This window comes from Mesorhizobium sp. M5C.F.Ca.IN.020.32.2.1, from assembly GCF_004023105.1.
Classification (GTDB): Bacteria; Pseudomonadota; Alphaproteobacteria; order Rhizobiales; family Rhizobiaceae; genus Mesorhizobium; species Mesorhizobium wenxiniae.
Window position 1 is genome coordinate 1 of record NZ_RZSX01001063.1, and the last position, 1,908, is coordinate 1,908.

Below are 1,908 nucleotides of genomic sequence, written 5' to 3' on the forward strand. Positions count from 1 at the left end.
GTACTGGGCGACCGCTTCCTTCTCCTCGGCGATTTCCAGCGCCTTGATCGAGACCTGCAGCTTGCGGGTCTTCTTGTCGAAGGCGATGACGCGGGCGTCGACCTTCTGGCCGACCGTGAAGCGCTCTGGGCGCTGCTCGTCGCGGTCGCGGCTGAGGTCGGAGCGCTTGATGAAGGTCTCGATGCCGCTCTCGACGAGCCGCACTTCCAGACCGCCATCCTTGACGCCGGTCACCTCGCAGGTGACGACCGCGTTCTTGCGCAGTTCGCCTGAAGTCGCCGCCTCGCCGGCCGTGTCCTTGGCCAGCTGCTTGATGCCGAGCGAGATGCGCTCCTTGTCGATGTCGACGTCGAGCACCTGCGCCTTGACCATGTCGCCGCGATTGTACTCCTCGATCACCTGCTCGCCCGGACGGGTCCAGTCGAGGTCGGAAAGATGGACCATGCCGTCGACATCGCCTTCGAGGCCGATGAACAGGCCGAATTCGGTCTTGTTCTTGACCTCGCCCTCGACCTGGCTGCCGACCGGATGGCTGCTGGCGAAAGCCTGCCACGGGTTCTCGAGCGTCTGCTTGAGGCCGAGTGAAATGCGGCGCTTGGCCGGATCGACCTCGAGCACCACCACATCGACTTCCTGCGTCGTCGACAGGATCTTGCCGGGATGGACGTTCTTCTTCGTCCACGACATTTCCGAAACGTGGATGAGGCCCTCGATGCCCGGCTCCAGCTCGACGAATGCGCCGTAGTCGGTGATGTTGGTGACGGTGCCCTTGATCTTCTTGCCTATCGGGAATTTCGTTCCGATCTCGGACCACGGATCGCTCTCGAGCTGCTTCATGCCGAGCGAGATGCGGTGGGTTTCCTGGTTGATGCGGATGATCTGCACCTTGACCGTCTGGCCGATGTTGAGGATTTCGGTCGGATGGTTGACGCGGCGCCATGCCATGTCGGTGACATGCAGCAGGCCGTCGATGCCGCCGAGGTCGACGAACGCACCATAATCGGTGATGTTCTTGACGACGCCTTCGACCACCTGGCCTTCTTCGAGGTTCTGCACGATTTCCGAACGCTGTTCGGCGCGGCTTTCCTCGAGCACGGTACGGCGCGACACCACGATGTTGCCGCGGCGGCGATCCATCTTGAGGATCTCGAAAGGCTGCGGATTGTGCATCAGCGGCGAGACGTCGCGAATCGGGCGGATGTCGACCTGGCTGCGCGGCAGGAAGGCCACGGCGCCGTCGAGATCGACGGTGAAGCCGCCCTTGACCTGGTTGAAGATCACGCCTTCGACGCGCTCACCCTTGGTGAACTTCTCTTCGAGACGGACCCAGCTCTCTTCGCGGCGGGCCTTTTCACGGGAAAGCATCGCTTCGCCAAGCGCGTTCTCGATGCGCTCGACATAGACCTCGACCGAGTCCCCGACCTTGAGCGTCGAGTCCTTGCCCTTGACGCCGAATTCCTTCAGCGGCACGCGGCCTTCGACCTTGAGGCCGACATCGATGATGGCCATGTCCTTTTCGATCGCGGTGATCGTGCCCTTGACGACTTGGCCTTCGCCGGAATGGCCGGCGGAAAATGATTCTTCGAGCAGGCTCGCGAAATCATCGCGAGTAGGGTTTGCAACTGACATAGTTTCTCCTGGAATGCCCCGCATCTCAAGCGGGACGGGCGCCGTGGGTTAGCGTTGCGTTGGCCTGCCGGCGTTCCGGGCTTCAGAAAAGCCCTTGGCCGCCTAAGCGGCAATTCCGGCGCATGAAAAATGCTGGCAGGCTGGTTCGTGCACCCGATATAGGTTTCTTTTCGCCGCCGACAATCGGCAGCGGGAGCAAAACCCAGCTCAGGCTTTGTTTCTCTTGGCCAGAACGTCGTCGATGATCGCCCTAGCCGCCAGGAACGCGGCTTCTATAGC

General features: G+C 61.8%; 1 protein-coding gene. It reads right to left on the minus strand.

Annotated elements, in window-relative coordinates; genetic code table 11:
- On the minus strand, positions 1 to 1,629 hold a 1,629-nt coding region (gene rpsA / locus EOA86_RS32840), incomplete at its 3' end, for a 30S ribosomal protein S1 (protein WP_128345373.1).
- Positions 1,630 to 1,908: the final 279 nt, after the last annotated feature.